Genomic DNA, 26,494 nt, shown 5'->3' with positions numbered 1-26,494 from the left:
TATGAACTTTTATTCATATAAATTATAAATAATCATCCAAAGGAGAGAGCAATGCCGAGAGCCCCAGTACAACGCCGAAGCAAAGACAAGAAGCGTAAACTAATTGTTGCGGGGATGAAATTATTCTCGGACAAAGGCTTCCATAAAACAAACATAAGCGAAATCGCCGAAAAAGCAGGAGTATCGGTGGGTTCTTTTTATGGATACTTTGAAGATAAAAAAGATCTTTTAATTGAAGTTTCACAGGCTTACGGAAACAGTATAATCAAAGGAATATACGAAAATATTGCAGATGAAGCCCCGATATCTAAAGATAGTACTACCATCATTGAGTTTCTGGTAAATTCGGCAAAACAGGCACATATGCTGTCAACAGAACTGCATAGAGAAATGTTAGCCTTAAAAAACCGTGAACCTGAAATGGCTAAGCTGGACAAGCGGATTACAGAATCATTTCAAGATGGAATTGAAGCTATACTTAAAAAATGTGGAAGCAGAATCACAGTGAAGAATACAACCACTGCGGCAAAACTTGTTGCCGGCGCAATAGAAGAAACTATGCACCGCTGCTATATTGAAAAACTGGAAGAAACCGCAGAACCTATGCTCAGTGAACTGGTTAAAATGTGCACATGGTATTTATTTAAGCCTACTGACTGACTTGCCCTGCATTCACAGAGGTCAACGCCTTATGCTGATCAAGAGCGGGCCACTTTTCCTCACAAACGTGAGTTGTGCAATTTTTTTTCATACAATATGAGTTACGTGCTTCTATCACTATTGACTTAAAAGTACCATCACGCTTCATCTCGTTAAGAGTCGCGGCAATTTTAGGAGCAAGCTGAGAATATTTTTTATTTATGTAAGCATAAATTTTCATTTCACTCAGCCTGCCAACTTCTTTTATGGTTTTAAGTTCCGGGTATAAATATAAAAACTTCTTCCCTTCTATGCTTTCAGAAATAACGTAATCAAGAAGCCCTTTTCCGACCATTCTAAACAAACTTAACTCAGACGTTTGCGAAAAAATATGACTTTCCGGCAAAGTCTCACTTAATTGCTTTTTAATATTTTGCCTTCCTGCCCGATACCCAACAGTTGCGTCTTTAAGATCAGCGCAACTTGAAATTTTAATATTATGATCCTTCGAAAAAACAGCCACATATGAAGATAAAAGCTGACATTCAATTCTTACAAGATTCGGGTACTTACCATTGCTGACTTCATGAAATTCATAGACGCGATGAAGTTCACCATCCAAAGCTCCAGAATTAGACATCAGCAAAGCTCGGGGACTTGGATAACTTTTCACCTCAAGATTAATTCCGTTACGCTTACATGCTTCTTTCAATAAAGGATAAGTTATCATGGATTGATATGAATCCATTGGAGATCCTGAGGCAAAAATAAGTTTATCTTGAGCAAAAGAAACATTCGCGCAACAAAAAATAAGCATTGCTAGCAGTGAAATTAAAAAACTCTTCATAATATACCCGTAACAAATAGTGCAAAAGATCCTTAAAAAAACTAGTTCAGCACAAACATCATAAATCTATGCACCTGACATTTTTAGGATTAATAGGCCTGCCTAAAAAAGCACTGCCAACGGCAGCAAATCTTTCAGCAGAATCAGTAGCCATAAACGAAATTTCACCTGAGACATTAGAATCATTGTTCAAATTTGATTCAGCAAGAATACATTTAACAGTTTTAGCTGTTGTTTCTGCCGAATCTACAAGCGTAATTTTATCACCTGCAACCTTTGCAATAGCACCGCGCAGGACCGGAAAATGTGTACAACCGAGAACAAGTGTATCAGGTCCCTCTTCTCCGAATTGTGCAAACAGCGGTTTCAAATAACGTGCAGCAATGGCTTCAACGATTTCACCTTCTGTCCATCCTTCTTCCGCCAAACCTACAAATAAAGGACACGCCTGAGCAATTATTTTTGCATCAGGATGCATACTGCAAATAGTTCGCTGGTAAGCACCGCCCTTTACCGTACTTTCCGTTGCTATAACGGCTATTTTACCACTCTTACTAGCCAGACAGGCGGCCTCGGCTCCGGGTTTTACAACTCCTACGACAGGAAGCGGACCGTACGCTGCCGCAAGGCTGTCAATAGAGACAGCTGAGGCAGTATTGCATGCAACCACCAGCATCTTTATCCCTTCCCTGACCAGCGCGCCTCCGGCCTGCAAAGCGTATTTAATTACAGACTCAGCACTTTTAGTTCCATAAGGAACTCGGGCTGTATCTCCTAAATATAAAAAATTTTCATGAGGCAATAAGTCTTGCAAAGCACGCAGAACTGTCAGCCCTCCAACTCCTGAATCAAAAACACCTATAGGCTGGTCACATTTATTAACAGACAACTTTATAACCCCTGCTCGTATTTATATTGCTCGATAGTTACATTCACAAATAGCCGAGCACTGAGTAGTCCAGCCATATGCTGTTAGTAAAGTAAATATTTGGCTCTTTTGGGTATTATCAAATAACATTAAATCTTAAGACGAATATCTGAATCAAAAATGTCACAATTTTGCTACTGCAATGTAACTTAATTATTTTGCTGATAACATACGCTTTGAAATTAACAATTATAAATTTGGTAAAAATGGGATGACTTTATGAAAACACTTGCGTGCTACAACATGAAAGGCGGAGTAGGAAAAACAACCACCGCGGTAAATATAGCTTATTTAAGTGCGCGAAATGGTTACAGAACTCTTGTATGGGATCTTGACCCACAAGGAGCCGCCTCGTTTCATCTCGGAGTGGATCTTCTGCAAAAAACCAAATTAAAAAAAATAATAAAAGACCAGAAACTTATTCAAACTTTAATTGAACCATCTCCGTATAAGAATTTAAATGTTATTCCAGCCGGCTTTGAATACCGCAACATGGATATTGTGCTGGATGACAGTAAAAAAGCTAAAAAAAACATCAATAAGATTCTTGATTCTTTAAAAGATAGTTTTGATGTTTTTATTTTTGATTGCCCGCCGAGCATTTCTTCTCTGTCAGATGCTGTTTTTGCAACATCCGATTACATTATTATGCCTATGATTCCGGCAGTTCTTTCTGAGCAGACATTTATTAAAGTTCGCGAATACATGGCTGGAATGGAGGAATCCAAGGCAGAAATAATTCCTTTCTTTAATATGTTTGATAGGCGCAAGAGTGTCCATCGCTCACTTGTACTCAAGCACAAAAAACAATATCCGGGTCAATTCTGTGATGTAATGATACCCATGCGCGCAAATATCGAAAGGATGGGGATAGAACGAGCACCGATTCATGCCTTTGATCCTGAATCAGATGCGGCCAAATCTTACCTAGCACTTTGGACGGAAATTGAACGGAGAACTAATCTGATAAAGCCGATTCAAGATAGAAAACCGTCTATTTCTGCCTATCCATGCTCCGATAATTGATTGCCTCTGCAAGATGAGGAACTTTAATTGTTTCCTCTTCGCCAAGGTCGGCTATAGTGCGCGCAATTCTCAGTATGCGAGTATATGCTCTTGCTGAAAGCCCCAGACTTCGCACTGCCTGTTCAAGAAAAACATGTTCAGCTTCCGTCAATTTACAGAACTTCTCAAGGGATGAGCCTGAAAGTTCGCTATTAGTCAATATACTTAGATCCTTGTATCTTTCTGCCTGAATGGCCCTGACTCTTTCGATGTTTCCACGCATTGTGGCAGAATCAAGCCCCTTATTTCCGCGCAGATCTTTGTAATCAACAGCCGGAACTTCTATTTGTAGATCAATGCGGTCCAACAAAGGCCCTGACAAACGAGATGCATACCTTTGCACTGCAACTGGAGTACAGGTGCACGCATGTCTTTCGTCTGTATAATACCCGCAAGGGCACGGATTCATAGCTGCCACAAGCATAAAATCTGCCGGATATGATAAAGACATTGCCGCGCGGGAAATAGTTACTTCTCCGCCTTCAAGCGGCTGACGGAGCACTTCGAGCACATTTTTCTTAAACTCAGGGAGTTCATCTAAAAAGAGCACACCACGGTGCGCAAGCGAAACTTCACCAGGTTTAGGGTACGCTCCGCCGCCAATCATCCCGGCATCTGAAATTGTATGATGCGGTGATCTAAATGGACGAATAACTATCAACGCTTTATCACGATCAAGCTGCCCGGATACGCTGTAGATTTTAGTAACTTCAAGAGCTTCTTCAAAAACAAGTGGGGGAAGAACTGTAGGAATCCTTTTGGCAAGCATAGTTTTACCGCTGCCGGGGGGACCTATGAAAAGTATATTATGATTACCTGCTGCGCCGATTTCAATTGCCCGTTTAGCATGCTCCTGTCCTTTCACTTCTGCAAAATCAAGCCCGAAGTCCTGGCGTCCGGCCCACAGTTTTTTCGTATCAACAACTGTGGGTTCTAACGTTTCTTCACTCAGCAAAAATTTTACCAGATGAGAAAGAGATGAAATTCCGTAAACATCAAGCCCTTCCACAACTGCCGCTTCGTGAGCATTAGAAATCCCGACAATAAGCCCTTTTGCCCCTTTTTTGCGTGCTTCCAAAGCTAAAGATAAAACACCGTGTACAGGTTTGACTTCACCGGCCAATGAAAGTTCACCTGCCAAAAACCACCCTTCAAGAAGATTCTGATCAATAATTCCGGCAGCACCGAGCAAGGCTACGGCTAAAGGCAAATCATATGCCGAACCTGCTTTTCGAATATCAGCAGGTGCTAAGTTTACAGTAATTCGTGAGGGAGGAAGACGATACCCGCTGTTCTTAAGAGCCGAAAAAACGCGCTCTTTACTTTCTTTAACAGCTCCTTCGGCAAGGCCGACCATGGTGAAGGCAGGCATTCCCTGTCTGGCAAGATCGACTTCAAGATCAACTTTAAATGCATCAATGCCCATCAGGGCAGCGCAGGCAACTTTGGATATCAACGGGAACTCCTTTAATTACAAGTCCCCAAATGAGTTATATATTCTCTGTTATAATGTAAAGAACTACCATTAATTACAAAAATCAAGATTCTTCTTTTTCATCCTTTACTCTAGAATCCGGCTCAACTTCCGGCTCAGCCTTTTCATCAGTTTCATTCTGTCCAGTCTTGGCCTTAACCTTCTTCCAGTCAGCTTTAACCTTATCTTTAAAATTCTCAGGAACATTCTTGTTTTCCTGCAAATATTTAACAATCTTAAAATCATACTGGAGGATATGTTCAATCAACCAGTTTGATATTAATTCTTTATAATCTTCAGGTGTCAAATTTTCGTGCCGAAAACGAGCATATTGAAACGAGTTAACTTTATTCTTAAGTTCAACATGCTTGGCCCTATGGGGCTTGATATAAGGATATTCAATTTTTTCCATAAAAGCTTCCTCAGCCGAAAAATGAAAAAGAGTGTACTCCTTTAACTTTGAAAGTATTGTAGAAATGGCATCTTCATCCTGCCCACGCTGCAAAGCATCTAAGAACAAACTCATTATGAGCAAAATATCTTTATGGTGTTTATCTAATTCCGCAACGCCAAGACTTAGCGATTCATTCCACTCTATTTTAGCCATTAAAAACTTCCTGATTATAAATAGTCATATACACTAAATATTTTGTTCTAACTTTATAGAATATGGCGGACTTAAAGAAACATGGCAACCTAATTTTCATTTAAAAAAAAGAGCCCGGCAAAAGCCGGACTCTATATAATAGACATAAAATAAAAAACTGATTCGAAATAATTACAAACTCATTTTTAGTGGAGAATGAGTCCTATTCGATCCCAGCGCACGGTATTAGGTCCGCCCCACGACCAGTATAAAATCCATGCCTTGCCCAGAATATTATCACGAGGAACATTACCCCAGAATCTTGAATCATTTGAACCATCTCTATTGTCGCCCATTACAAAATATTCACCCTCAGGAATATGGCGTGGAGGCATATTATCTCTAAGCGCAGAAATATGATCCTTATCTATAAACTGTGTATACGGCTCAATCAGTTCATTACCGTTCACAAAAACTTTCTTATTTTTAATTTCAACAGTATCACCCGGAACACCGATTACTCTTTTAATATAATCTTTGCTGGGATCACCAGGATATCTGAATACAATAATATCTTTATATTCAGGATCTCCCATCTTGATCAAAACCTTTGAAGTGAACGGAACTTTAACTCCATAAGTAAACTTGTTTACCAGAAGATGATCTCCGATCTGAAGAGTCTGCAACATGGAACCGGAAGGTATTTTAAAGGCCTGAACTATAAAAGTTCTTATAAAAAGGGCCAATAAAAGGGCAATAAAAAGGGCCTCAATATACTCTTTAACGGTACTCTGCCATCTGGGATTCATTCTGTTCGTCCTTATAAAATTCCAAAGGAAGACCCCTTGGAAATATCGTTTTTTAAAACCGTGACCTATTCGTCTCCGGCTTTTAGTACTACAAGGAAAGCTTCCTGCGGAATTTCAATATTCCCCATTTTCTTCATACGCTTCTTACCTTCCTTCTGTTTTTCCAGAAGCTTGCGTTTACGGGAAATATCTCCGCCGTAACACTTGGCAATAACGTTTTTCCTAAACGGGGCAACTCGTTCTTTCGCAATAATTTTTCTGGCTATTGCAGCCTGAATTACAACTTCAAACATCTGACGCGGAATAGCTCTTTTGAGCTTCAAAGCAAGACTTCTACCATGTGCATATGCCGAATCTTTATGAACAATCACTGAAAAGGCATCAACCGGTTCAGTGTTAATCAAAATGTCAAGTTTAACAAGATTCGAGACACGATAATCAATAATTTCATAATCAAGTGAGGCATAACCTTTCGTGTGAGACTTCAATTTATCAAAGAAGTCATACATAATTTCCGCGAAAGGAACTTCGTAAGTAATAATAACTCTTGATGAAGAAAGATAGCGCATATCCTTCTGAAGACCGCGTTTTTCTTCACAAAGCTTAAGAACGGCTCCGACATACTCATTCGGGACATGAATTTCCAGCCGGCAATAAGGCTCAGAAAGAGATTCCAGCTCCGTTGCGTCAGGCATTTTACTGGGGTTATCAATTTCAAGAACAGTACCGTTCATGAGCTTTGCCTGATAAATAACCGAAGGAGCAGTTGCAATCAGCTTAGCCTGAAATTCACGCTCCAGCCGTTCCTGAATAATTTCCATATGCAAAAGGCCGAGGAAACCGCACCGGAAACCAAACCCCAAAGCGGTGGAGGACTCAGCTTCATATGAAAAAGCAGTATCATTAAGCTGCAATTTTTCAAGTGCACTTTTAAGCGGCTCATATTCGGCAGGTTCAACCGGATATAATCCACAAAAAACCATGGCCTTAACTTCCTGAAAACCCGGGAAAGGCTCTTTAACAGGATCAGAAGCCAGCGTAATAGTATCCCCTACAGGAGCATCATTTAGCTCCTTCATGCTGGCGCACAGAAAACCGACCTCTCCGACACTGAGGCTTTTAACGCTGAGAGCTTCCGGGGAATAAACGCCTAAAGAGGTGACATCAAAAATCAACTTGGAAGAAAAGATCTGAATTTTGTCGCCCTTTTTAATTGTTCCATCCAAAATACGGAAAAGAACAACTACGCCCTGATATGAGTCGTACCATGAATCAAAAATCAGAGCCTTAAGCGGTTTATTCGGAGATCCTGTCGGAGCGGGAAGATTCGTTACAATTGATTCAAGGACTTTATCCACATTAAGACCTGTTTTCGCGCTTATCATGAGAGGATCTGAGCAATCCAGACCGATAATTTCTTCAATTTCACCGGCAACCCTGTCAACATCAGCACTGGCCAGATCAACTTTATTTAAAACAGGAATAATTTCAAGGTCATGATCAAGAGCGAGATACACGTTGGCAAGAGTCTGTGCCTCAACGCCCTGCGTTGCATCAACAACCAGCAAAGCACCGTCAGAAGCGGCAAGACTACGCGAAACTTCATAACTGAAGTCAACATGCCCGGGAGTATCAATCAGGTTAAGGATATAGTCCTCACCATTTGAACCTTTATAAGGAATACGGACACTCTGAGCTTTGATGGTGATTCCACGCTCACGCTCAAGATCCATCTTATCAAGATATTGAGCTTTTTTATCGCGATCACCGACAAGACCGGTGATTTCAAGGATACGGTCCGCCAAAGTTGATTTACCGTGATCGATGTGAGCGATAATACTGAAATTTCTTATATTTGATATTTTTACCATATTAAAACGGTCGACGTTCATATTACCGAACTGCCGGCTCCTTAAATTTAACGTTATTTTGCCACACGGATATGGCCCAAAGCGAGACCTTATTACGGTATTTGCTTCATACTGTCTAATACGTAATGCCACCCCAAATCAAACAAAAGAATGGGAGAATAAAGCAGGCTCACAAATAAGCCAAAAAGAGATGGATTTAACTGAATAAATTCGATAGATATTTTTTCACAAAAAGAATTGATTGATCCATCAAATTACATTAGTGGTAAAATAAAGTACTAAAAGAAAAATTAAGTACTAATCATACAGTACTTCAGATATAAGCTGCTAGCAATCTTCAACTGAAAAAGACGCGTTAAATCTCATTTTCATAAGCAAAACCATAGCCTTTGCAGGCCATAGTTTATTACGTTCAGGAATTACACTTTGCCCAGAGCTCTTCCGGGCTGCGAGCTGTTCAGCGAACCTGACTGCTGCGTATAAGCCGAAATAGCTCGACTTAATTTATACCCTGAATTGCTTGAAGTGTATGTTACAGGATCCTCGGAAAGAGCTGTTTGAGTTTGCATAAGATATTTAGCAACATCTTGAACGTCGCTCTCTTCGCTCTGAGTACGGGGATATGATTTTGACCGAAACTCCTGCGATGCAACTTGTGCTTCGCTTGGTTCAAATTCGAGGTCCTTTGCAGTGAAACTTACGCCCAGCTTCCCTAAATTCAGTCCAAAACTACGCGTTTTAACACGTGCCTGTACATTTTCAGATACGGCGTCAGTTTGCACGGCCCATCTTTGGGCATTTTCTGCGTATAAATTTACGGACTGTGCTGCTATTCGCATAAAATTCTCCACTAAAGAAACCGATCCACGAAAACATAAAACAACAGCTTGCCTGCGTAGGCAGCCCGTCGTTCCTGCGGCATTACCGCAATCATCCATGAAGGATACGTGGGATTTTCGGCTTCCATCCGTGGAAGCAGCTAAAAACAGATTACCAAAGTACTGTTTTAAATATAATACGTTAAATCAGTTTTGGCAAGTACGGTATATGACTTAGTTCCTTGCTTTATGAGGGCCAAAGACTTATCTTTCCTCACTAAACTCAAGCGATGTAGGAGACTATGAGCAACAAAATTCTTCGAAAAAAGGCGCTGATTCCAGGCCAGACAAGCATGCTGGTTATTCATGCACCTCAAATTGCCAAAAAGGCAAAACCGGGCAACTTCGTCATTCTTCGTATCCACGACAAAGGGGAACGTGTTCCTCTGACTATTGCTGATACGGATCTGGATGCCGGAACAATCACCATTGTTTACCTCGTTGTAGGTAAAAGTTCGGCTCTTCTTGAAACACTGAAAGAAGGCGACACCATCCTTGACGTCTGCGGACCTCTCGGAAAGCCTACTCATATTGAAAAATGCGGAACCGTCATATGTGTCGGCGGCGGAACCGGAATTGCCGCCATGCACCACATTGCTAAAGGTCACCACAGAGCAGGCAACCATGTTGTCGCAATTGTCGGTGCCCGCAGCAAAGACCTGCTCCTGTTCTGTGATGAACTCGGCGGATTCTGTCCTGAACTTCTGATCGCAACTGACGACGGAAGTACCGGACACAAAGGATTTGTTACCGAAGTTCTCCGTGACCGTCTTGAAAAAGATAAAGATGTTGCAGAAGTTGTCGCCATCGGCCCGGTTCCTATGATGGAAGCCGTTTCTAAAGTCACAAAACCTTTCGGAGTAAGGACCGTAGTAAGCCTTAACTCTATTATGGTTGACGGAGTCGGAATGTGCGGAGCCTGCCGCTGCAACGTCGGCGGAGAAACCCGCTTTGCATGTGTTGACGGCCCGGAATTCGACGGACACAAAGTGGACTTTAACGAACTCAGAATGCGCCTTGCCCAGTATAAAAAGCAAGAGGGCGAATCAATGGATTTGTTCAGGAGCGAGCATGGTAAATAAAAAAAAGTTCAACCCCACCCGTACTCCCATGCCGGAACAGCCTGCAAATGTCCGCAACAAAAACTTCAAAGAAGTCGCACTTGGTTACAGCCGCGAGCAGGCTATTGAAGAAGCAAACCGCTGCATCCAGTGCAAAGTTCCTACATGTCAGAAAGGCTGTCCTGTTGAAATCGATATTAAAAGTTTCATCGGACATCTAGCAGTAGGAGATATTCCTTCTGCATATAAAGTTCTCAAACAGACCAACGCCCTGCCTGCCGTCTGCGGACGAGTCTGTCCTCAGGAGAATCAGTGCGAAGGGTCCTGTATTCTCGGTAAAAAGCATGAACCTGTTGCCATCGGCCGTCTTGAAAGATTCGTTGCCGACACTTTCGACAGTGACTCCGCCTGTGAAATGATCACAGGTGACACAGCGTGCAGTCTGCCAAACGAACATGTAAAAGTAGCATGTATCGGTTCAGGCCCTTCAAGCCTTACGGTTGCGGGATATCTTGCCGCGCGCGGCGTACCTGTCACAGTATATGAAGCTCTGCACGAAATCGGCGGAGTTCTTGTTTATGGTATCCCTGAATTCAGACTCCCCAAATCCATTGTCGCCCGCGAAGTCGGAGCACTCTGGGCTAAAGGCGTTACATTTCTTCCCAACTGGGTCGGCGGTAAAACTATCACGATTCAAGACCTTCTTGATGACGGTTTCGATGCCATTTTCATCGGTGTAGGCGCAGGGCTGCCATGGTTCCTGAACATCCCCGGTGAAAACCTCGTCGGCGTTTACTCTTCTAACGAGTATTTGACCCGCATCAACTTAGGGCGTGCGTACGACTTCCCCAACTACGACACTCCGGCCCCGAGACCGCGCAATGTTGCAGTTGTCGGCGGCGGAAACGTTGCTATGGACGCAGCCCGCACAGCCCTCAGGCTCGGCGCGGAAAATGTCTACATAACTTATCGTCGTACTCAGGATGAAATGCCCGCCAGACGTGAAGAGCTTCATCACGCAATTGAAGAAGGTGTGCAGCTTGAACTGCTCACTTCCCCTATTTCCATCAATGCAGATGAAAACTCACACGTTAAGTCCATGACCTTACAGGTAATGGAACTAGGTGAGCCGGACGACTCAGGTCGCTGCAGACCTGTTCCGGTTGAAGGCAAGACAAAAGAACTGGAAGTCGACATGGTCATCCTTGCAGTCGGAACCGGAGCCAACCCGGTGCTTCTCGAAGCTACTCCAGGCCTCACCTTAAGCAAACGCGGATACATTGAAGCTGATCCTGAAACAGGTGAAACTTCTATTCCGAATGTTTTTGCCGGAGGAGACATCGTCGGGGGTTCAGCAACTGTAATCTCCGCCATGGGAGCAGGTAGAAAAGCTGCTAAAACCATTGCAGAACGGTTGAAAGTAGAATTTGAATAAGACCTAAGAATAACAAACAAAAAACCCCCGTCAGAAATTCTAACGGGGGTTTTTTTTATACTAAAGTCATAAGAAGATAATGAATAAATTTATAAAAAGTAACATGAAAACGATACTTTTTATAAAATTGTTCGGTACTAATCAAAGAGTAATATAAATATTAACTTCCTTATTAATGAAAAATATAAATAAACTTAACCTGTTATATTTAGCATATTAATATTTTAACTTTCCATGATTTTATTGACAATATAAAATGCAAAGATTAATTTTTTGCCTCATTATTAAAGAATTTTTAACTAAAACATCCCGATAATCAATACAAACAGCACTTGCTAAAGCTATCACCTGAATTGGAAAAACAAGAATCAGCATACCTTCTTACATTTTAACTTAAAAATCTGACAGGGAAGTATGAAAAGTGAATTCAAATAATGGATTTAAGCTATCTGGTGTTACTCTAAAAAAAGCATGGGAGCAGTTTGTAATTACAGGCTCGCTTCAACCGCAGACAGTTAGACCTGAAATAGCTGAGTCCTGGCATCGGTGTTATAAAGCGAATGTTGATCCATATAGCAAAATATCCAATCTTATCCTCAATAAATATCAGCTGAAACAGTTACGCATTCGCCATATGCATCTTGTTGAAATTGCGAAACCTTTTATGGATAGACTTTATGAATTCATAGCAGGTTCAAGATTAGTAGTATTTCTATCAAATGAACTTGGAGTTATAATAGAATGCATCGGTGATTATGACATTGCGGACAGTGCCTCAAAGGTCAACTTGGTAGCTGGAACTAACTGGACAGAAGAGGCGGTTGGGACAAATGGGATCGGCACCGTCCTTAAACTGAAAGTTCCTATTCAGATATCAGGTGAAGAACATTACTGTGCCAAGTTGCACCACTGGACTTGTTCAGCTGCTCCTATTTTTAACGATACCGGGACAGTTATCGGTGTTTTACAAGTTTCCGGACCCTCCAGTGAAGTCCATCTGCATACCCTTGGTATGATCGTTGCGGCAGTTGAAGCTATAAAAGATCAAATCAGAATTAAAAATAAAAATTATGAATTAAATGTACTTAACAACAGTTTGAATAACATTTTTCATACTATGTCAGATGGGGCTATAATAATAAATAAAGAAGGAAGAATCATTCAGGTCAACCCGCCAGCAACTCAGATACTAGGCGCAGATATTAAAGGAAAATACGTAAGAGAGATTCTAGGAAAATCTCCTAAGATTCTAGAAAAATTAGAAAAAGAAAAAGAACATAAAGAAATGGAGATGATGGTTGAAACAACCAAGGGGCGTTGCCATTGCCTTGTGACAACCAAACCGCTTAAGGACGGGGATGGGAATTCAAACGGTGCGGTTCTATTTTTAAACCAGATAAACAATATTAAAAAACTGGTAAACCGCTTCAGCGGATCGCAAGCCTCTTTCAATTTTACAGACATCATCGGCTCCAGTTCAAAACTGCAAGATGCAATAAGAATCGCTAAAGGAGCTGCATCAAGTACAAGCAATATCCTTATTTCCGGCGAGAGCGGCACAGGGAAAGAATTATTCGCGCAAGCCATACATAATCAGAGTCCTCGCCAGAATGGTCCTTTTATAGCACTGAACTGCGCAGCACTACCCAGAGAATTAATTTCCAGTGAACTTTTTGGGTACAATGAAGGGGCTTTTACCGGAGCCAGACGCGGCGGCAGACCTGGAAAATTTGAAATGGCGGATGGTGGGACTCTTTTTCTAGATGAAATCGGAGACATGCCGATTGACCAGCAAGCCATCCTTTTACGTGTACTTCAAGATAAGAAAATAACTCGTATCGGTGGGGATCATACTATCCCTGTAAATGTTCGATTTGTTTGTGCTACAAATAAAAACCTCCAAAAAGAAGTTCACAAAGAAAATTTTCGGGCTGACCTTTACTATCGATTAAATGTAATACATGTTCGGGTTCCTCCGCTCAGAGACAGAATGGAAGACCTGATCGATCTATTCAATTATCTTCTAAAAAAAATATGCACACGACTTGATCGCCACATTGATTGCGTCCCAGACAATCTACTGCAACAACTTATGAAATATGAATGGCCAGGAAACATTCGCGAACTTGAAAATGTAGTCGAAAAACTGGTCAGTACGGGACACGGAACTACAAGCCTGTGCGTTGAGCATTTGCCAGCGAGAATAACTCAGATACAAGAGGAAACCTTTTCCTCAGCTTCTCCTATTTGTTCTGCGCAGATCCCTTGTCCGAAAGGGATGTCAGGCCTTCTAATCGAAAAAGAAGCTCTTATTAAATCTCTGGACATACATAGTGGTAATATCAGCAAGGTTGCCAAAGCAATGCACCTTTCCCGTAACACCGTTTACCGTAAAATGAGTTTCTACAATATTTCCAAACAACAATTTTTCAAATAATCCTGACTCCAATTCAAAGAATTTAGAAATCATAAACTGAACATATGTACCAAATAACGGGACACTTGTTCAAAGTGTTCCACAAAGCTCAACAACTAAAAAAGATAGACTCACCATAACACCTCAAAAACATCCCTGTTTATCCCATCATTACAACTTAGCTTACATGCGGCACCATACTTGCTGTAGAGCTTCAACTTACTCCAGACAAACGGGTCTGAAGTGGGAAGGAGCTTTATTTACTTAATCTTATTTGGAGGAACACTTATGCAGACACCAATTGATCAAAGTTACAAGCTGTATGTTGATGGACAATGGATAGATGGTAAGGAGGGCAAAACATTTAAAGTATATTGCCCTGCCAATGGTGAAGAGCTTGCAACATGCGTCAATGCCGGCAGAGAAGATATTGACATGGCCGTAGCCGCTGCTCGGAAAGCTTTTACTACATGGAAAAAGATCTCTCCCCAAGAACGCGCTTCTTATCTTCTAAAAATTGCAGATCTTATTGATGAAGAAGCCGACAAACTGGCTTTAGTGGAAACGCTGGACAACGGAAAGCCCATTAGAGAAACCAAAAACATAGACATCCCACTTGCTTCAGACCATTTTAGATATTTTGCCAGTGCCGTCAGAACAGAAGAAGGCACTGCAACGATGATCGACGACAAAACCATGAGTATTGTTTTGAATGAACCAATAGGAGTGGTTGGCCAGATAATCCCCTGGAACTTTCCTTTTCTTATGGCGGCTTGGAAGATTGCTCCGGCTCTTGCGGCTGGCGACACTGTGGTAATAAAACCATCATCTGAAACGTCATTAAGCGTCCTTGAATTTGCAAAAATTCTGGATAGAGTTCTGCCCCCAGGAGTAGTAAATGTCATCACCGGAAAAGGCTCAACAACTGGTAATTATATTTTAGAACACAAGGGATTCAATAAACTGGCTTTCACAGGATCAACGGATATCGGATACATGATAGCTGATGCCGCCGCAAAAAAGCTTATTCCAGCAACCCTTGAACTCGGCGGAAAATCAGCCAATATTTATTTCCCTGACTGCCCCTGGGAAAAAGCAGTGGAAGGTGCTCTGCTTGGCATTCTGTTTAATCAGGGGCAAGTTTGTTGTGCAGGCTCAAGAATCTTCGTTCATGAAGATATTTATGATCGCTTTCTTGCAGCAATAACCGAAAAATTTAATACGGTTAAAGTCGGAATGCCTTGGAAAGAAGATACGACAATGGGATGTCTGATTAGTGAAAATCAGCTTAATCAGGTTCTGAATTGCATAGAAATAGGCAAAAAAGAAGGTGCACGTCTTGTTACAGGTGGAACCAGATTAACTGAAGGAGAGCTTGCAAAAGGAAGTTTTATAAGCCCAACTATTTTTGCCGATGTGGACAATTCAATGTACATAGCCCAAGAAGAAATTTTCGGTCCGGTAGTCTGTGTCATTAAGTTTAAAACCGAAGAAGAAGTAATTGCGATGGCCAATGACAGCGAATTCGGTCTGGGCGGAGCGGTTTGGAGCAAAGATATCAACTGTGCAATAAGAGTAGCGAGAGCAGTTGAAACTGGACGGATGTGGATCAATACTTATAACCAGCTCCCGGCGCACAGCCCCTTTGGCGGATATAAAAAATCTGGTATCGGCCGTGAAACTCACAAGATGATGCTCGCTCACTACAGCCAAACCAAGAATATATACATAAGCTTAGATGAAAGCCCATTGGGACTATATTAACTGTAACTCTCTAAAAAAGTAATCCTGTACAATTCATCAGGCCTCCAGTTGTACTGGGGGCCTGCTACTTATATTAAGCTATCCATCCCATATATAATCCAAAGACTTATCTTTCCTCACTAAACTCAAGCGATGTAGGAGACTATGAGCAACAAAATTCTTCGAAAAAAGGCGCTGATTCCAGGCCAGACAAGCATGCTGGTTATTCATGCACCTCAAATTGCCAAAAAGGCAAAACCGGGCAACTTCGTCATTCTTCGTATCCACGACAAAGGGGAACGTGTTCCTCTGACTATTGCTGATACGGATCTGGATGCCGGAACAATCACCATTGTTTACCTCGTTGTAGGTAAAAGTTCGGCTCTTCTTGAAACACTGAAAGAAGGCGACACCATCCTTGACGTCTGCGGACCTCTCGGAAAGCCTACTCATATTGAAAAATGCGGAACCGTCATATGTGTCGGCGGCGGAACCGGAATTGCCGCCATGCACCACATTGCTAAAGGTCACCACAGAGCAGGCAACCATGTTGTCGCAATTGTCGGTGCCCGCAGCAAAGACCTGCTCCTGTTCTGTGATGAACTCGGCGGATTCTGTCCTGAACTTCTGATCGCAACTGACGACGGAAGTACCGGACACAAAGGATTTGTTACCGAAGTTCTCCGTGACCGTCTTGAAAAAGATAAAGATGTTGCAGAAGTTGTCGCCATCGGCCCGGTTCCTATGATGGAAGCCGTTTCTAAAGTCACAAAACCTTTCGGAGTAAGGACCGTAGTAAGCCTTAACTCTATTATGGTTGACGGAGTCGGAATGTGCGGAGCCTGCCGCTGCAACGTCGGCGGAGAAACCCGCTTTGCATGTGTTGACGGCCCGGAATTCGACGGACACAAAGTGGACTTTAACGAACTCAGAATGCGCCTTGCCCAGTATAAAAAGCAAGAGGGCGAATCAATGGATTTGTTCAGGAGCGAGCATGGTAAATAAAAAAAAGTTCAACCCCACCCGTACTCCCATGCCGGAACAGCCTGCAAATGTCCGCAACAAAAACTTCAAAGAAGTCGCACTTGGTTACAGCCGCGAGCAGGCTATTGAAGAAGCAAACCGCTGCATCCAGTGCAAAGTTCCTACATGTCAGAAAGGCTGTCCTGTTGAAATCGATATTAAAAGTTTCATCGGACATCTAGCAGTAGGAGATATTCCTTCTGCATATAAAGTTCTCAAACAGACCAACGCCCTGCCTGCCGTCTGCGGACGAGTCTGTCCTCAGGAGAATCAGTGCGAAGGGTCCTGTATTCTCGGTAAAAAGCATGAACCTGTTGCCATCGGCCGTCTTGAAAGATTCGTTGCCGACACTTTCGACAGTGACTCCGCCTGTGAAATGATCACAGGTGACACAGCGTGCAGTCTGCCAAACGAACATGTAAAAGTAGCATGTATCGGTTCAGGCCCTTCAAGCCTTACGGTTGCGGGATATCTTGCCGCGCGCGGCGTACCTGTCACAGTATATGAAGCTCTGCACGAAATCGGCGGAGTTCTTGTTTATGGTATCCCTGAATTCAGACTCCCCAAATCCATTGTCGCCCGCGAAGTCGGAGCACTCTGGGCTAAAGGCGTTACATTTCTTCCCAACTGGGTCGGCGGTAAAACTATCACGATTCAAGACCTTCTTGATGACGGTTTCGATGCCATTTTCATCGGTGTAGGCGCAGGGCTGCCATGGTTCCTGAACATCCCCGGTGAAAACCTCGTCGGCGTTTACTCTTCTAACGAGTATTTGACCCGCATCAACTTAGGGCGTGCGTACGACTTCCCCAACTACGACACTCCGGCCCCGAGACCGCGCAATGTTGCAGTTGTCGGCGGCGGAAACGTTGCTATGGACGCAGCCCGCACAGCCCTCAGGCTCGGCGCGGAAAATGTCTACATAACTTATCGTCGTACTCAGGATGAAATGCCCGCCAGACGTGAAGAGCTTCATCACGCAATTGAAGAAGGTGTGCAGCTTGAACTGCTCACTTCCCCTATTTCCATCAATGCAGATGAAAACTCACACGTTAAGTCCATGACCTTACAGGTAATGGAACTAGGTGAGCCGGACGACTCAGGTCGCTGCAGACCTGTTCCGGTTGAAGGCAAGACAAAAGAACTGGAAGTCGACATGGTCATCCTTGCAGTCGGAACCGGAGCCAACCCGGTGCTTCTCGAAGCTACTCCAGGCCTCACCTTAAGCAAACGCGGATACATTGAAGCTGATCCTGAAACAGGTGAAACTTCTATTCCGAATGTTTTTGCCGGAGGAGACATCGTCGGGGGTTCAGCAACTGTAATCTCCGCCATGGGAGCAGGTAGAAAAGCTGCTAAAACCATTGCAGAACGGTTGAAAGTAGAATTTGAATAAGACCTAAGAATAACAAACAAAAAACCCCCGTCAGAAATTCTGACGGGGTTTTTTTGTGAGACAATTTATATCAGATTTATGCAGCAGCTTTTTTACTGGTCATAATCTTTAAGATAGCTTTATCAGCTCCGATCATACCGAATGATCCGAGATAACCGATATTTTTAATACAGGTTTCAATGTTATCGTCCATTATGCCGTCTTTCCCCGGAATGCAGATCCCTTTCATTGAAAGGAAAGCTGCATTTATTGCGGCTTCTACAGCAGAAGCAACTTTAAGTGCACAGGAAGTCTTAGCACCGTCGCAAACCATCCCTGCGATATCACCCAAGGTGTTGCGTATTGTTCCTTCGACTTCTTTAAGCCCGCCGCCAAGTATCAAAGTAATACCGCATCCAGCTGCAGTTGCAGCAAGACTTGCTCCGCACAGCGCGGATAAACGTCCAAGACTATGCTTGAGATGTATTGCTGTGAGATGGCTCATAATTAAAGAACGAATCAATTGTTCTTCGGTGGACTTATAGTGTTTTGCAAAAGCGACAACCGGAAGAGTTGCTGTTAATCCCTGATTTCCGCTTCCTGAATTACTCATTACCGGCATGCTTATGCCTTCCATACGAGCATCAGAGGCCGCGGCAGTCAGTCTTACAGCGTATGAAACAACATCGTCAGAGCGAAGTCCGTCTTCGATATCGCGCACCATCGATCTTCCGACCTTAAGTCCCCAATCGCTTGCAAGCCCTTCAGAAGCTACCGCTTCATTCAGCCTGGCTGCTTCAAGTATAAACTTAAGCGATTCTACAGGAGCCTTTGTTGCATATTCAAAGATATCTTTCATTGTTAACTTACAATCGCTGTCATCATCCTCTACGCTGATCCACGGAGCAGAAAAAACTTCAACTCCATTTTTCTCAACAAGTACGATTGCGCTATGCGATCTAGCCAGTACACAACGAGCAGAGTCGTCACCTGACTGTACAAGGACTTCTGCGTATAAAGTTTCTTCGGTTTCAGCCAGTTCAACAGACAACTTGTTATCTGTGAGCATTTTCTTAGCAACGCTGACCTGCTCTTCTGTCAGATCACGCAGAACTTCAAGAACCAGCTCTGACTTTCCGCCGGTAATTCCGACAGCTGCGGCGATATCCAGACCAGTCATTCCAGTACCGGGAACGCCGACTCCCATTCCGTTTTTAAGCAGATTACCGCTGACTTTAACTATTGTTTTTTCAGGCTGACAACCTAAAGTTTCAACAGCTTTTGCAGCCGCCAGAGCAATGGCTATCGGCTCTGTGCATCCAAGCGCAGGCACAACTTCGCGGTTGATAATATCTGCATAAGCAGACCAATCTTGTTTACTCATTATATATCCTGTCCTTCAGGGCTGAGATGTAATTTTTCCAGCTCACCGTGACGGTTAAAAATCCCTTCAAGCATCAGAGCAAGAGCTCCGTCACCGGTAACGTTGCATGCTGTTCCGAAGCTGTCCTGTAATGCAAAAACTGCAAGGAGAAGTGCTACGCCTGCAGGATCAAATCCAAGAACACCTACAACGATTCCGAGAGAAGCCATAACGGTTCCACCGGGAACGCCGGGAGCACCGATTGCAAATATTCCGAAAAGACCGACAAATAGTGCCATTGTTCCAACTGTAGGCATATGACCGTAAAGCATCATTGAGATAGTCATGGCAAAAAATGTTTCAGTCAAAACTGAACCGCATAGATGGATAGTTGCTCCGAGTGGAACCATAAATTCAACGGTGTCTTTACAAAGAACTTTTGATTTACCGGCACATTCAAGTGAAACAGGCAATGTTGCAGCACTGGACATTGTTCCGACAGCTGTCAGATATGCAGGTAAATAATGTTTAACGACTTCCATCGGGTTCTTCTTAGAGATAAGTGCGGCAATTGTGTAAAGAACTGTGAGCCAGATGAAATGGCCGACCAAAACGATTACGATAACTTCCAAAAAGACGGGAAGCTGATGAGTCAGGCTTCCTTCGTAAGCAAGCCCGGCAAACGTTGCAGCAATGAAAACAGGAAGAATAGGAATAACAATGCGGTTAACAACCTGCATCATAATTGATTCAAATTCACCCAGCATGTTTTCAAAATTTTTAGCCTGAGTCCAGATTGTAGCGATTCCTATAATTATGGCTGTGACAAGTGCAGTCATAACAGACATAACAGGAGGTATATTTAACTGGAAAACAACCTTAGGAAGTTCCTGCAACCCTTCCATATGAGTGGCAATAGAAAGATGTGGAATGAGAGCATATCCGGCAAAAGCGGCCATTGTGGCTGCTCCGGCTGCTGAAAGATACGCAAGGCCGACACCTGCGCCCAACATTTTGTGGGCATTGTGACCAAGTCTTGTAATAGCAGGAGCAATGAAACCAATAACAACAAGGGGAACCGTATAGTATATTAACTGACCGATTACGTATTTAACTGTTACCATTACTTCCATTACGGCGTCATTGGCAAAGAGCCCTATCACAACACCTGCTGCAATCCCCACGAGAAGCTTAAATATCAAGCCGAATTCTTTCAACCGTGATTCTGAAGACATTTTACACCCCATAAATATGCTTTTTAAACCAATCTTTTTAAATTTCCACTCACCACTCAGCCGCTAATATCAATTATCTGGAAGCAATAACCTCAATCTCTACCAGCGCTCCAAGAGGCAGGTTACCCACTTCAAAACAACTTCTGGCAGGGAAAGGTTTAGCGAAATAGGTTGCATAAACTTCGTTTACTGCAGGAAAATCGCTGATATTTTTGATGTATACAGTTGTTTTTACTGTATCATCCATGGTTAATCCGGCAGCTTCCAAAATGTGTTTAACATTTTCAAGAGACTGTTTTGCCTGCTCTGCCGCAGTTTCAGGCATTTTACCTGTTGCAGCGTCAATAGGCAGTTGACCGGAGGTAAAAACCATATTTCCAGCTTCGATTGCATGTGAATAACATCCTATTGCTGCTGGAGCCTTTTCGCTTACGATAACTTTCTTCATTCTTGTTTCTCCCTATAACTGACTTCTTATTTGATTTTGACCGAGCAACCCAAAAGAGTGGTTGCAACGTCTTTCTCATAGGAATAAAATAACCGTGAGTCAATAAGAATTTATCTTATTGATAAAAAATTATTATCACACCTCGCAAGAAAAAATGCCTGAAAACAGATATTTCTCAGGCTTCTAGTGAAAAAGAACTTACTTTACGTTAATTTTTTGCAGATAACGGTATAGTGTGGCCTCTGATACTGCCAAATGTTTTGCAACTACCCGAATTGTACCTTTAAGCATAAAGACGCCATGATCGTTCAGTGTTGCGACCACCGCCAGTTTTTCATCAGAAGTCATCCTCTCGGGAAGAATTTTAGTATCCTCTACAACTTTTGAGATGAGAGAGTCAGTAAGGTCTTCCATTGAATGCGGAAAAGTTTCAAAATGCTCCACAGGCTCTGAATCGTCAGTTTCTGCAACAGGATCAGACGTTGCAAACAACTCTTTTTTTTGAGTCTTTTCGAACCCTGCGCTGCTTATAAACCTGTTCATAATATCGCGCGCAGCCAAAATGTCTGAGGTATCCATATTCATACAAATCATACCGACAAGTTCGCCATTTCCGTCTTTTATAAAATAAGTTGCTGAATGCAGAACGCGCCCGTCCCTCGACTGGGTTGTATATCCCATAACCCAGTCCTGCTTTTCATAAACTTTATTTATAACAAACTTCAAAGCAAGGTCTGTCAGAGGAGCTCCTATACGACGCCCTGAAATATGATCGTTAGCAATGGCAAGAACAGACTTTTCTTTATTATTTGTATCGTGAAGAACCACTTCGCAATTCTCTCCCAGAAAAGCTCCTAAAAAATTAACAAAAGAAACATACCCATTAATAATATCGTGCTTCGAACCAGTCTTACCCGCCAAGCTACTCTCCTGTTCGTAATAAAAATTTATCACCGCCATAAAATTTATGCGAATGTCTGGAAAAATGTCAATCTTTAAAAATGAATCATTCAGGTAGACAATTAGCGGATTTTTAATAATTCTTTATGAATGGACATATCTTTTGAGAATTATTAAAAGATTTGAATAAGTAAATAATTTTACTAAAATTGCTATTCGACAGTCCGCAATAATTATTGCAAAATATAAATATTAATAAATTAAGCACCATACACATGAGCATAGATATGAGTATCGATATGAGTATAGACAAATTCGACTTTGACGCAACGCTGCTGACGGTTAATTTTGCAACCAGACTGCTGGCAATGGAACTGGACAGAGACACTCTTCTGGACAGAGCATTAGAAGCGTTCTGTGATCTTGGATCATGCAAAGAAGCCGCAATAATGATGTACGATATTGATAGTAACTTAATCGTTAAAGCAGCCTCTCTAAACCATGAAAGAACATTTCCTGACGAAGAAATCCCCATGACCAAAGCAATGGCAGAAGCCGCGAAAAGCCGCGCGCCGGTAGCCAGAGCAAAATGCAAAAATTCATTTTATCCATTACCCGGTGACGGCTGTATCGAGGAATGCGGTACATGTTTATGTATTCCGCTGGTTGGGTCGCGCGACTTGGTTAAAGGCTTTGTAACCCTGCACCGCGAAAGCCTCAGGCCATGGTCTAATTCGGAACTTTTCCAGCTCGGCATAATATCAACAGTTGCCGCCATATCATTCGAAAACTCTGAACTTTTCCGTCAGACAATAGAAGACAGCTTAACAGGCCTATATATGCGCCGCTACCTGTTCATAAGACTGGACGAAGAAACGCAAAGGATTAAACGCAGGGGCGGCGAACTTTCCGTAATAATGATTGATATAGATCTTTTCAAACTGATCAACGATTCCTACGGACATGCCGTTGGCGATGAAGCCCTTAAGCAGGTTGCCGATGTCCTGCTCCAAAACTCCAGACGAGGAGCGGACATAGTTTGCAGATACGGCGGAGAAGAATTCGCAGTGCTTATGCCCGGGTCCAAGAAAGAAGAAGCCATGATAGTGGCTGAACGCATGCGCGCAGGTTGCGCGGGAACAAAGATGATGACTTCCGCAGGTGAAATCACAGTCACCATAAGCGCAGGTGTCGCCAATCTTAACGAATGCGACTTGATCTTAGGCGATAGGATGCTCAGAATGGCGGATAAAAGACTTTATATGGCTAAAGGAGCCGGACGGAATAGGGTTGTTTTTGAGGGGTAAGGTTTACTCCTTACCCGCCCCCATATTCTCCAATATAAAATCAGGTATGGTCCCGTCAGGAATACCCGCATCACCGTAATATCTTACTAAAATATTGTGGTATGTTCCATTCTTTGCGATTATTTTTAACCCATCCAAAAATCTTTTCTTAAGCTTCACTTTATCTTTTAAGAAAATAAGCGAAATAGGAGCCTTAAGCAGCGGCTTTTCCATATAAGCATAATCAGCAACATTATTTGGAAACAGTTTTTTTATAAGATAATTCCCCGTTACGCGAAAAGCCACGGCAAAATCAGTACGGCGGGCATTCAATTTTAAAAAAACTAACCGTATATCATGTGCAAAATCGACTTTTAGTTTCGCAGCTTCAAGTGTTTTCTGGCTTCCGCTACCGCGAACACTTCCAAACCGGTAATCCTTTAATTCATCCAGATAATTAAAGGATACGCCACCTGGAAAACTGCTTTTCCTATAAAATCCCATGAAATTTAGATTAACAACATCCACATAATCAACAAGCTTTTCTGCTTCAGCTTTTCTGAACCACCCCATAGTTCCTAAACAGGCATCATCATTTAAGCGTATAATAGACCAAACGTTTCTGGACATGGGCAACAAGTCATAATCAACGCCAACCGAGACAGCTTTAAAAGCCTCGGTCACAATATCAATACACATTCCATAACCAAGTCCAGTAAGAACTTTTTCAGAAGTTATGGGAGGATATACTACTGATGAAATACGAATTGCAGGAGAAGGAAAAGCATTAAAACAAAATAAAAACAAAATAATAAGACTAAGTGCAAACCTTTTCATAACATTATGTAACGACATTATATATACTCATAAATTTTAAAATAATTTGTTTATATTATCACATATAAACTTATCCAAAATATTTTTCCACAGCTATTGTAAACGTTACAACATTTAAGCTAAAAATTACACTCGGAAATACCACTCACAACCTTCAAAAAGTTATTTAGCGCAGGAAAAACCTGCTTCGGGTTATAAAGAATATGCATTTCAAGCGAGGGAATATCCCCGATAAGTGTTTTGAATTGCACTCCGTCAAGTCTGCGTTTTGCTAAACTTTCCGGCACAATCGCAAGCCCTATTCCTGCGGCAGCCAAAGCTAAAGAGGCTGATTTTGTTACAGACTCCTGTACAATTTTAGGACTGAATCCGGCTTCTGCAAAAACTCTAAACCATTCATCATAAAGACGAGGCTGACTTTCGCGCGGTGGGAAAATCAAAGGTTCCCCAGCCAGTTCAGCAACATTAATTTCAGATTTACCAGAAAATTTATGTGCGGACGGCACAGCAACGGCGTACCTTTCTTTATGGAAGACTTTCCCTTCAAGCTCACCCAGATCATGTCTAAAAAGCCTGACCACACCTATATCAATTCGCCCCAGCGCAACTTCTTTGATTTGTAAATTAGTCGGCATTTCCTCAAGTATAAAAGTTACGTCAGGATACTTTGCTTTGTATTCACGAATAATATCAGCAAGCGTTCCATCCATTGCAGGGCCTATATATCCTAAACGGAGCTGCCCTTTCCTGCCTTGCGCAACTTCCTGAAGATTATGCTTTGCCTTCGCAATAGATTTTAAGATTGCATAAGCATCCTGCAAAAGCGACTTGCCTGCCGCTGTCAATTTTACTGAACGCTTGTTACGTTCAAAAAGCTTCACGCCAAGCTCATCTTCAAACTTCATAATCTGCTGGCTAAGCGGCGGCTGTGAAAGATTAAGCCGTTTCGCCGCGTTACCGAAATGAAGCTCCTCTGCCACAGCTACAAAATATCGAAGTTGTCTTGTTTCCATACAATAATATATAAAAGATATTACTCTGATTGGAAAGATATATTCGACATATTTATCGGTCAGGAATATTTAAAAACTCAGTTACCAATTAACCCAAAACAAACGGAGTATAAAATGGCTGACATCAAAAACCTTAAAAAATTAGGCAACAGTGATATCAAGATTTCAAAACTAGGGCTCGGTTGCATGGGGCTTAGTGAATTCTACGGCGAACCGGCATCCGAAGAACAGGCAACGAAACTTATCCATCATGCACTCGACAAAGGTGTAAATTTCTTCGATACCGCCGACATGTACGGAGATGGTCACAATGAAAGGCTTCTGGCTGCCGCGCTAAAAGACAGGCGAGATCAAGCCATTATTGCAACCAAATTCGGCATAGTTCGGGCAAGCGGAGAATATGCACGCGACATCTCCGGTAAGCCTGAATACGTGCGCAAATCCTGCCATGAAAGTTTGCGCAGACTGGGCACAGATTACATTGATTTATATTACATTCACCGAGTTGATGTGAATACACCGATTGAAGAAACTATCGGAGAAATGGCCAAGCTCGTTAAAGAAGGCAAAATCAAAGCCATCGGAATATCCGAAGCTTCGGCGGAAACCCTGCGCAGAGCACACGCCGTTCATCCGGTATCTGCATTGCAGTCTGAATATTCAATGTTAACCCGTGATCCGGAAAAAGAAATGCTCGCACTGACACAGGAACTGGGCGTAACTTTTGTTCCATACAGCCCTATCTGCCGCGGTCTTTTAAGCTCCAGCAAGCTATCTGAAAATGATCCGTCAGATGTCAGGAAAATGCTGCCCCGTTTTCAAAAAGAAGCTTATGAAAACAACAAAGCCATCGCAGACAGCCTTAGCCTGATCGCAGAGGGAAAAGGTTGTTCACTGGCACAGCTTTCACTGGCGTGGGTTATGGCACAAGGCGAAAACATCGTTCCCATACCGGGCACAACCAAAATCAAAAATCTTGATTCAAATATAAATTCATTAAATGTGACCTTCACTGACAAAGAATTGCAAGTTATCGACAAACTTTTAATTGAGCACAAAGTTCTCGGTGACAGATATAATCAGGAAGGAATGAAAGGAGTTAACGGCTAAAAAGCGGCATCACAGACTTCCCCGGAGAGCCTGAAATAAGGGTTTCCGGGGAAGCCGCAACTTTTACACAAATATTAAATATAACAATTAATTTGTATAATTTTAAGATATTATCCCATATTTTTTCTGCTAATGATTAGTTTGAATCCAAT

23 protein-coding genes are annotated in these 26,494 nt (G+C 42.4%); 10 read left to right on the top strand and 13 right to left on the bottom strand.

Features of this window, described 5'->3' with window-relative positions:
- Positions 1-51 precede the first annotated feature (51 nt).
- Entirely contained in the window at positions 52-660 is a 609-nt protein-coding gene (locus B9N78_RS15385; protein WP_085103877.1) for a TetR/AcrR family transcriptional regulator, read from the top strand.
- On the opposite strand, the gene B9N78_RS15380 is transcribed toward B9N78_RS15385, so the two are convergent.
- On the bottom strand, positions 650-1,486 hold the full coding sequence (locus B9N78_RS15380) for a substrate-binding periplasmic protein (protein ID WP_085103875.1): 837 nt from the start codon (positions 1,484-1,486) through the stop codon (positions 650-652). The genes B9N78_RS15385 and B9N78_RS15380 overlap by 11 nt on opposite strands.
- 58 nt (positions 1,487-1,544) lie before the next feature.
- Positions 1,545-2,375, bottom strand: a complete 831-nt coding sequence (gene murI / locus B9N78_RS15375; RefSeq protein WP_137982564.1) for a glutamate racemase — start codon at positions 2,373-2,375, stop codon at positions 1,545-1,547.
- A gap of 258 nt (positions 2,376-2,633) precedes the next feature.
- Here murI and B9N78_RS15370 point away from each other — a divergent pair, with 258 nt between their 5' ends.
- Positions 2,634-3,440, top strand: coding sequence for a ParA family protein (locus tag B9N78_RS15370; RefSeq protein ID WP_085103871.1), 807 nt, complete (start codon positions 2,634-2,636; stop codon positions 3,438-3,440).
- Here the strand turns inward: B9N78_RS15370 and B9N78_RS15365 are convergent.
- From B9N78_RS15365 to B9N78_RS15345, 5 genes are all read right to left on the bottom strand, one after another.
- Complete coding sequence (locus B9N78_RS15365) at positions 3,409-4,935, bottom strand: YifB family Mg chelatase-like AAA ATPase (RefSeq protein WP_085103869.1); 1,527 nt, start codon at positions 4,933-4,935, stop codon at positions 3,409-3,411. The genes B9N78_RS15370 and B9N78_RS15365 overlap by 32 nt on opposite strands.
- An 82-nt stretch (positions 4,936-5,017) precedes the next feature.
- The gene (locus B9N78_RS15360; RefSeq protein WP_085103867.1) at positions 5,018-5,560 is read right to left on the bottom strand and encodes a bacteriohemerythrin; all 543 of its coding nucleotides are present in this window, start codon (positions 5,558-5,560) and stop codon (positions 5,018-5,020) included.
- 185 nt (positions 5,561-5,745) lie between these two features.
- Positions 5,746-6,348 carry a signal peptidase I gene (gene lepB, locus B9N78_RS15355; protein WP_085103865.1) on the bottom strand — a complete coding sequence of 201 codons (603 nt, stop codon included), beginning with the start codon at positions 6,346-6,348 and terminating at the stop codon, positions 5,746-5,748.
- A gap of 65 nt (positions 6,349-6,413) precedes the next feature.
- The gene (gene lepA / locus B9N78_RS15350) at positions 6,414-8,219 is read right to left on the bottom strand and encodes a translation elongation factor 4 (protein ID WP_085104118.1); all 1,806 of its coding nucleotides are present in this window, start codon (positions 8,217-8,219) and stop codon (positions 6,414-6,416) included.
- Positions 8,220-8,638: 419 nt separating this feature from the next.
- Positions 8,639-9,058, bottom strand: coding sequence for a hypothetical protein (locus tag B9N78_RS15345; protein WP_085103863.1), 420 nt, complete (start codon positions 9,056-9,058; stop codon positions 8,639-8,641).
- A 281-nt stretch (positions 9,059-9,339) separates the two neighbouring features.
- Here B9N78_RS15345 and B9N78_RS15340 point away from each other — a divergent pair, with 281 nt between their 5' ends.
- The 6 genes from B9N78_RS15340 to gltA (B9N78_RS15315) all read left to right on the top strand — a co-directional run bounded on the left by B9N78_RS15340 (position 9,340) and on the right by gltA (B9N78_RS15315) (position 18,171).
- The gene (locus B9N78_RS15340; protein ID WP_085103857.1) at positions 9,340-10,179 is read left to right on the top strand and encodes a sulfide/dihydroorotate dehydrogenase-like FAD/NAD-binding protein; all 840 of its coding nucleotides are present in this window, start codon (positions 9,340-9,342) and stop codon (positions 10,177-10,179) included.
- Positions 10,169-11,593 carry an NADPH-dependent glutamate synthase gene (gltA, locus tag B9N78_RS15335; RefSeq protein ID WP_085103855.1) on the top strand — a complete coding sequence of 475 codons (1,425 nt, stop codon included), beginning with the start codon at positions 10,169-10,171 and terminating at the stop codon, positions 11,591-11,593. The genes B9N78_RS15340 and gltA (B9N78_RS15335) overlap by 11 nt, the downstream gene beginning before the upstream one ends.
- A 421-nt stretch (positions 11,594-12,014) precedes the next feature.
- Positions 12,015-14,030: a sigma-54-dependent Fis family transcriptional regulator gene (locus B9N78_RS15330; protein ID WP_085103861.1), complete on the top strand. Its 2,016-nt coding sequence runs from the start codon at positions 12,015-12,017 to the stop codon at positions 14,028-14,030.
- A gap of 267 nt (positions 14,031-14,297) precedes the next feature.
- Positions 14,298-15,773, top strand: coding sequence for an aldehyde dehydrogenase family protein (locus B9N78_RS15325; protein WP_085103859.1), 1,476 nt, complete (start codon positions 14,298-14,300; stop codon positions 15,771-15,773).
- A gap of 144 nt (positions 15,774-15,917) precedes the next feature.
- The gene (locus B9N78_RS15320; RefSeq protein ID WP_085103857.1) at positions 15,918-16,757 is read left to right on the top strand and encodes a sulfide/dihydroorotate dehydrogenase-like FAD/NAD-binding protein; all 840 of its coding nucleotides are present in this window, start codon (positions 15,918-15,920) and stop codon (positions 16,755-16,757) included.
- On the top strand, positions 16,747-18,171 hold the full coding sequence (gene gltA, locus B9N78_RS15315; protein ID WP_085103855.1) for an NADPH-dependent glutamate synthase: 1,425 nt from the start codon (positions 16,747-16,749) through the stop codon (positions 18,169-18,171). The genes B9N78_RS15320 and gltA (B9N78_RS15315) overlap by 11 nt, the downstream gene beginning before the upstream one ends.
- 76 nt (positions 18,172-18,247) lie before the next feature.
- On the opposite strand, the gene B9N78_RS15310 is transcribed toward gltA (B9N78_RS15315), so the two are convergent.
- The 4 genes from B9N78_RS15310 to B9N78_RS15295 all read right to left on the bottom strand — a co-directional run bounded on the left by B9N78_RS15310 (position 18,248) and on the right by B9N78_RS15295 (position 22,117).
- Complete coding sequence (locus B9N78_RS15310; RefSeq protein WP_085103853.1) at positions 18,248-19,534, bottom strand: L-cysteine desulfidase family protein; 1,287 nt, start codon at positions 19,532-19,534, stop codon at positions 18,248-18,250.
- Positions 19,534-20,748: a dicarboxylate/amino acid:cation symporter gene (locus tag B9N78_RS15305; RefSeq protein ID WP_085103851.1), complete on the bottom strand. Its 1,215-nt coding sequence runs from the start codon at positions 20,746-20,748 to the stop codon at positions 19,534-19,536. Before B9N78_RS15305 ends, B9N78_RS15310 begins: the two co-directional genes overlap by 1 nt.
- A gap of 73 nt (positions 20,749-20,821) precedes the next feature.
- Positions 20,822-21,196: a RidA family protein gene (locus tag B9N78_RS15300; RefSeq protein WP_085103849.1), complete on the bottom strand. Its 375-nt coding sequence runs from the start codon at positions 21,194-21,196 to the stop codon at positions 20,822-20,824.
- A gap of 198 nt (positions 21,197-21,394) precedes the next feature.
- Entirely contained in the window at positions 21,395-22,117 is a 723-nt protein-coding gene (locus B9N78_RS15295) for a helix-turn-helix transcriptional regulator (protein WP_085103847.1), read from the bottom strand.
- Between the two features lie 278 nt (positions 22,118-22,395).
- Here B9N78_RS15295 and B9N78_RS15290 point away from each other — a divergent pair, with 278 nt between their 5' ends.
- Positions 22,396-23,403 carry a sensor domain-containing diguanylate cyclase gene (locus B9N78_RS15290; RefSeq protein WP_085104116.1) on the top strand — a complete coding sequence of 336 codons (1,008 nt, stop codon included), beginning with the start codon at positions 22,396-22,398 and terminating at the stop codon, positions 23,401-23,403.
- A 3-nt stretch (positions 23,404-23,406) separates the two neighbouring features.
- Here the strand turns inward: B9N78_RS15290 and B9N78_RS15285 are convergent, their stop codons facing one another.
- Both B9N78_RS15285 and B9N78_RS15280 read right to left on the bottom strand, forming a co-directional pair.
- Complete coding sequence (locus B9N78_RS15285; RefSeq protein ID WP_085103845.1) at positions 23,407-24,237, bottom strand: substrate-binding periplasmic protein; 831 nt, start codon at positions 24,235-24,237, stop codon at positions 23,407-23,409.
- 101 nt (positions 24,238-24,338) lie between these two features.
- On the bottom strand, positions 24,339-25,232 hold the full coding sequence (locus tag B9N78_RS15280) for a LysR substrate-binding domain-containing protein (RefSeq protein ID WP_085103843.1): 894 nt from the start codon (positions 25,230-25,232) through the stop codon (positions 24,339-24,341).
- A 114-nt stretch (positions 25,233-25,346) separates the two neighbouring features.
- Here B9N78_RS15280 and B9N78_RS15275 point away from each other — a divergent pair, with 114 nt between their 5' ends.
- Entirely contained in the window at positions 25,347-26,342 is a 996-nt protein-coding gene (locus tag B9N78_RS15275) for an aldo/keto reductase (protein ID WP_085103841.1), read from the top strand.
- The last annotated feature ends 152 nt before the right edge of the window (positions 26,343-26,494 follow it).

It is taken from the genome of Desulfovibrio gilichinskyi, assembly GCF_900177375.1.
Lineage (GTDB): Bacteria > Desulfobacterota > Desulfovibrionia > Desulfovibrionales > Desulfovibrionaceae > Maridesulfovibrio > Maridesulfovibrio gilichinskyi.
The sequence above is the reverse complement of the archived record's forward strand: the minus strand, read 5'-3'. Positions and strand labels throughout refer to the sequence as shown.